At 73.9% G+C, this 5608-nt stretch carries 4 protein-coding genes and 1 pseudogene; all 5 read right to left on the bottom strand.

Annotation, left to right across the window (positions count from 1 at the left end; all coding sequences use genetic code 11):
- Positions 1-1559 (bottom strand): GGDEF domain-containing protein (locus EYA84_RS24845; RefSeq protein ID WP_131055848.1); only part of this gene is annotated, 1559 nt, incomplete at its 3' end.
- A 158-nt stretch (positions 1560-1717) separates the two neighbouring features.
- The gene (ligA, locus tag EYA84_RS24840; protein ID WP_131055846.1) at positions 1718-3853 is read right to left on the bottom strand and encodes an NAD-dependent DNA ligase LigA; all 2136 of its coding nucleotides are present in this window, start codon (positions 3851-3853) and stop codon (positions 1718-1720) included.
- A gap of 83 nt (positions 3854-3936) precedes the next feature.
- Positions 3937-4941 carry an ADP-ribosylglycohydrolase family protein gene (locus EYA84_RS24835; RefSeq protein ID WP_131055844.1) on the bottom strand — a complete coding sequence of 335 codons (1005 nt, stop codon included), beginning with the start codon at positions 4939-4941 and terminating at the stop codon, positions 3937-3939.
- Positions 4942-5002: 61 nt separating this feature from the next.
- Complete coding sequence (locus EYA84_RS24830; RefSeq protein ID WP_131055842.1) at positions 5003-5374, bottom strand: VOC family protein; 372 nt, start codon at positions 5372-5374, stop codon at positions 5003-5005.
- Positions 5375-5410: 36 nt separating this feature from the next.
- Positions 5411-5608 (bottom strand): annotated as a pseudogene (locus tag EYA84_RS24825) (methionine synthase); the annotation flags it as partial.

The following is a 5608-nucleotide window of genomic DNA, read 5'->3' as shown; positions in this document are numbered from 1 at the left end:
GGGTCGACGGGCCGGGCGGTCCGGCGCAGGATCGGGTCCGCGCCGGTCACGATCCGGGCGATCAGCTCGTCGTCGGACGCGACCACCGGCGGCCGGTGACGACGACGGAACCACCGGCCGGCACCGCGCTGCCGCACCACCGGGTTCGCGGTCAGCGCCGCGCCGTCCCCGCCGCGCACCACCGGCGTGGTGTCCCCGTCCCGCGTCCCGGGTGCCTCGCCCGGGGTGTCGGCGGCGGAACGGGCCGCCGCGCCCGCGTCCAGCACCCGCCGCAGGTCGGCCAGCAGGCCCAACCGCTCGGCGGAGTTGTGGTCGGACTCCGCGGTGTAGACGGCGACCGTGTCGTTGCGGTGCTTGGCGTCGTACATGGCCACGTCGGCGTGGCGCATCAGGGTGGCGAAGTCCTCGCCGTGCTCCGGGTACAGGGCGATGCCGATGGAGCCGCCGACGTCCAGCGGCAGCCCGTCCAGCGGCACCGGCTCGGCGAGGACCCGCACCACCTGGTCGGCGAGGGCACGGGCCTCGGTGACGTCGTCCACCCCGGTCATCACGATGGCGAACTCGTCGCCGCCGAGGCGGACCACCAGGTCCGGCGCCGGCACCACATCGGTCAGCCGGGCGCTCACCTCGACCAGCAGCCGGTCGCCGACGGCGTGCCCGAGGGCGTCGTTGACGTTCTTGAAGCGGTCCAGGTCGATCAGGAGCAGGGCCAGGCGGGCGCCGGGCTCGCCGCGTGCGGCGCGCTCGGCGTGCCGGTGGACCTGCTCGTTGACCTCGCTGAGCAGCGCCTTTCGGTTGGGCAGCCCGGTCAGCGGGTCGAGGGCGGCGAGTTGGTGCTGTTCCACGGTGAGCCGGGCCATCCGGTAAACGGCGAACAGCGGCACCAGGACCAGCGGCACCAGGGCGGCACTGGCCCGCGCGGCGGTGACCAGCACCGGCGCGAGCAGCAGCAGGGACCCGGTGGAGAGCAGCTCGAACGGCAGGCCGTGGCGGGCGTTGGGCCACCACCGTTCGCCGAAGCGCAGTCGGACGGCCGTGGTCACCAGCCCGTAGTTCACCACGAACCAGGCCACCCCGGCCCCGCCGATCGCGGCGATGTCGGTCCACCCCAGACGGCCGCCGTCGAAGATGCCGCCCGGCCCGAGCCGGGTGACGGCGTACGCGGCGGCCAGCGCGCAGGCGTACTGCCCGGCGTTGAAGGCGACCCGCCAGGGGGTGTGCCGCATCCGGGCTCCGGAGACCAGCACGGCGACCGCCTGCACCGCGACCGCCGGGCCGAGGCCCCAGCCGAGCAGGATGGCGAAGGTGAAGCAGGTCGACGGGAAGACCGCGGACGAGGAGGGCCGCCGGCCGGGCGGCAGGAACGGGCGCGCGTCGCAGGCGACGGCGAGCACGGCCATCGTCCAGAACGCCGCCGGCAGGTCGGGCAGCGTTCCGGCGAACGAGACCATCGGCCCGACGGAGAGCAGCACGGCCACGACCAGCACGAGGCCGACGAAGACCGAGAACGGCGCGGTACGCCCGGGCGGGACGAGGTTGCGCGGATCGGGCGGCTCCATCACACCTCCCGCTACAGGACACGACGCGTGGGTTTACGCGCCGTGTCCCCATGAAACGCCCTCGACGGCCGGAAACCAGGTACGACAGCCACGAATCGGTCGTAGTCGTAATTAAGTTGGTATCCGGGCGAGTCCCCGCAAGATCGGCAAGTGCCGCTTCACTCCTCGACGCGGGCCATCGCGCGGGCCGCCTCCGGGCCGGAGTCGAGCAGAACCTGGAAGCCCTCCTCGTCGAGGATCGGCACCTTGAGCCCGGCCGCCTTGTCCGCCTTGGACCCGGGATTGTCGCCGACCACCACGAAGCCGGTCTTCTTCGACACCGAGCCGCTGACCTTGCCGCCCCGGGACTGGATCGCCTCGGCGGCCTGGTCCCGCGAGTGACCGGACAGGGTCCCGGTGACCACCACGGTCACCCCCTCCAGCGGTCGCGGGCCCTCCCCCTGCGCCTCCTCGGCCATCCGGACGCCCGCGTCGGCCCACTTGCGGATCACCTCGCGGTGCCAGTCGACGGCGAGCCACTCCCGGATGCTCACCGCGATGGTGGGGCCGACTCCGTCGACGGAGGAGAGTTCCTCCTCGGACGCGGCGTCGATCGCCTCGACCGACCGGAAGTGCCGCGCGAGTGCCTGCGCGGCGGTCGGCCCGACGTGCCGGATGGAGAGGGCCACCAGCACCCGCCACAGCTCGCGTTCCTTGGCGACGGCGAGGTTGTCGAGCAGCTTGACCGCGTTGCTGCCGAGGCTGCCGTCCTTGTTGACGAAGAACGGCGAGCGGGCCAACTGCTCGGCGGCGAGCGAGAAGAGGTCGCCCTCGTCGGTGATGACCTGCGCGTCGAGCAGCGCGGCGGCGCTCTTGTAGCCGAGCGCCTCGATGTCGAAGACCTTGCGCCCGGCCAGGTGGTAGACCCGTTCGCGCAACTGCGCCGGACAACTGCGCGAGTTGGGGCAACGGATGTCGACGTCGCCCTCCTTCGCCGGGGCGAGCGGGGTGCCACAGGCCGGGCAGACGGTGGGCATCACGAACACCCGGGCGTCGGGCGGACGCAGCTCGACCACCGGGCCGAGCACCTCGGGGATCACGTCGCCGGCCTTGCGGATCACCACCGTGTCGCCGATCAGCACCCCCTTGCGCTCCACCTCGCGGGCGTTGTGCAGGGTCGCGTACGCGACGGTGGAGCCGGCCACCTTCACCGGCTGGAGCAGCGCCCGGGGCGTGACCCGACCCGTCCGTCCCACCTCGACCTCGATGTCGAGCAGCGTGGTGTTGACCTCCTCGGGCGGATACTTGAAGGCGATCGCCCAGCGGGGCGCCCGGCTGGTCGAGCCGAGCCGGCCCTGGATCGGCACCGGGTCGACCTTGACCACCACGCCGTCGATCTCGTGCTCCACGTCGTGCCGGTGCGCGGCGTAGTGCGCGATGTAGTCCCGGACGCCGGCCAGGTCGGGCACCACCCGCCAGCGGTCGCTGGTCGGCAGCCCCCAGGCCCGCAGCGCGGAGTACGACTCGGACTGGGTGGCCGGCTGGAAGCCGCGCCGGGCACCGATGCCGTGCACCACCAGGCGCAGCGGCCGGGACGCGGTGATCCGTGGGTCCTTCTGGCGCAGGCTGCCGGCGGCGGCGTTACGCGGGTTGGCGAACGGCGCCTTGCCCTGCTCGACCAGGCCGGCGTTCAGGTCGGCGAAGGCGGCGACCGGGAAGTAGATCTCGCCGCGCACCTCGATCAGCTCGGGGACCGGCCCGAACTCCGCCGAGTCGGTCAACCGGCCGGGCACGTCCCGGATGCTGCGCACGTTGGCGGTGACGTCCTCACCGGTGCGGCCGTCGCCCCGGGTCGCCGCCCGCACCAGCCGACCCGACTCGTAGGTGAGGTTGATCGCCAGCCCGTCGACCTTCAGCTCGCACAGGTAGGGCACCGGACCGCCGGCGTCCCGCTCGACCCGTTCGGCCCACGCCGCCAGCTCCTCGTCGGCGAACGCGTTGTCCAGCGACATCATCCGTTCGGCGTGTGCCACCGGGGCGAAGTCGGTGGAGAAGGTGCCGCCGACCCGCTGGGTCGGCGAGTCCGGGGTGCGCAGCGCCGGGAACTCCTCCTCCAGCGCCTCCAGCTCCCGCAGCAGCCGGTCGAAATCGGCGTCCGAGACGGTCGGCGCGTCGAGCACGTAGTAGCGGTACTGGTGCTCGGTCAGCTCCTGGCTCAGCGTGGCGTGCCGCTCCCGTGCCTGCGGGGTCGGCTCGGCACCGGCCGCCGCCTCCTGCGCCGCGCTGACCTGCTCGCCGATGGCTTCCTCGGACACCCCGCGACCTCCTGTGATGGGCACCCCGGCACGGTATCCGGCGGGTCGGACAGTTCACCGGGAACCCCACCGGTTCGTGCCGGTCAGCGCTGCCAGGCGGCGGCGAGGGCGGCGAGTTGGTCGGCGTACTCGATGCGACCTGCCCAGTCGGCGGGCCAGGCGGCGGCACCCACGGCGGCACCGACGAACGCCCCGGCGAGCGCGGCGATCGAGTCGGAGTCACCGGCGGTCCGCGCACCCCGGGTCAGCGCGCCCACCGGGTCGTCGGCGTGCCGGACGGCGCAGTAGAGCGCGGTCGCCAACGCCTCCTCGGCGACCCAGCCCTCACCGGTCCAGCGGCACGGGTCGCCGCCGTCGTCCGGGCCGGCGAGGGCCGCGTCGAGCCGGGCCAGCACCCGCAGGCACTCGTCCCACCCCCGGGCGATGAACTCCTGCGGCGTCCGCACGCCGGGGCGTTGCCAGAGGTCGCCGAGCCAGTCGCCCCGGTAGACCTCGCGCTGCTCGTGGGCCCGCACGGTGAGCCGGCCGGGCAGCTCGGCCAGCGCCGCGCCGTCGACCAGCAGCCACACCGCGTACGCGGTCAGTTCGCTGGCCGCCAGGCCGGTCGGATGCCCGTGCGTCAGTCCGGCCTGGAGCTGGGCCAGTCCGGCGACGGTGTCGAGGTCGACGTCGAGCAGACCGACCGGGGTGACCCGCATGTTCGCCCCACAGCCCTTCGAACCGGCCTGGGTCGCCTGCTGCCAGGGCAGTCCTCGGGACAGCTCGGCGCAGGCCCGCAGGCAGGTCATCCCGGGCGCGCGGTTGTTGTCCGGGCTGGCCGCCCAGGCCAGGAAGCGCTGCCGCAGCAACGGCTCGACGACCTCGGGCGTGTACGCGGACGCGTCGTGCAGTGCCCAGCCGACCGCGAGCGCCATCTGGGTGTCGTCGGTGACCAACGCCGGGTCGCCGACCAGTTCCCGGGGGCCGGTCGGGCCGTACCGTCGCTCGATCTCGGCCAGCGTGAGGAACTCGGTGGGCTTGCCCAGGGCGTCACCGTAGGCGAGTCCGAGGAGCGAGCCGGCGGCCCACCCGGGCACAGGACTGATCATGCTGGTGATCATGCCCGCTCGGGCGGGCCGGCGCGACGGCCGGATCGCCCACGCGCGACGGTCAGCTCTCCCAGCAGAGGCAGAACGGGTGTCCGGCCGGGTCGGCGTAGACCCGGAAGCCTTCGCCCTCCCCCGGCAGCCGCCGCGCGCCCAGGGCCAGCGCGGCCCGCTCGGCGACCTCGATGTCCTCCACGGTCACGTCGAGGTGGAACTGTTGCGGCCGTTCCGGGTCGGGCCAGGTCGGTGGGCGCAGGTCGGGTGCCTGCTGGAACGCGATCCGGGGTTGGTGGCCGGGATGTCCACCCAGCACCACCCACTCGTCGCCGTCGCAGTCCTCCTCGATCAGCGGCAGGCCGAGCAGCTCGGCGTAGAAGCCGGCCAGGGCGCGCGGGTCGGGGCAATCGATCACGGTGGAACGCAGTCGTCCGATCATGCCCGGCTTGCTGCCCCCGCGCAGCGCGCCGAAACCTCACTCCTCGACGATTCGGCGCCCCGCGTCGCGGCAGGCGGACAGGACCGCGCGGACGTACGCCGGGGTGGCGCCCGCCAGGCCGCACGCGGGCGTGACCACCACCTGCTCGGCGAGCCGGCGACGCGGGAAGCCGAGCCGGTCCCACAGGGTGCGGACCCGGTCGGCGACCTGGGCCGAGGTCGGTGCGCGACCGGC

The organism is Verrucosispora sp. SN26_14.1 (assembly GCF_004307965.1).
Classification (GTDB): Bacteria; Actinomycetota; Actinomycetes; order Mycobacteriales; family Micromonosporaceae; genus Micromonospora.
This window is presented reverse-complemented; position numbering and strand designations above follow the sequence as displayed.